Source organism: Jeotgalibacillus sp. ET6 (assembly GCF_029667115.1).
Lineage (GTDB): Bacteria > Bacillota > Bacilli > Bacillales > Jeotgalibacillaceae > Jeotgalibacillus.
The window spans coordinates 1-268 of the sequence record NZ_JARUIU010000103.1 but is presented as its reverse complement, the minus strand read 5'-3'; the positions used below and the strand labels follow the sequence as shown (position 1 = coordinate 268).

1 protein-coding gene is annotated in these 268 nt (G+C 42.5%); it reads right to left on the bottom strand.

Annotated features, from left to right (window positions below):
* Positions 1-78: 78 nt before the first annotated feature.
* The coding region (locus tag P6709_RS19960; RefSeq protein ID WP_278242642.1) for a hypothetical protein at positions 79-268 on the bottom strand (190 nt) is incomplete at its 5' end.

Sequence of the window (268 nt, the reverse complement as noted above, 5' to 3'; positions counted from 1 at the left end):
CAATTCATAGGCGGAGTGAAGCTGCCTGAAATGAAGAAGCCAAACGACGCCTGGCAGAAGCAAACCTAAGACTTGTTGTTAGTATTGCGAAACGTTCAGCTGATCACGTGAAGCAATATTTTTCAGATGAAGATGCTTGATGGCTGGCTCCAATGTTAAAAAGGCCTCAACTTTTCTATCGTTTCGCCGATACTGATTGAATCCAATGCAAATGTAGTATGGATTGCCGCCATTATGTTTGTGTATGTAGCAGAGGAGAGAAAAAACC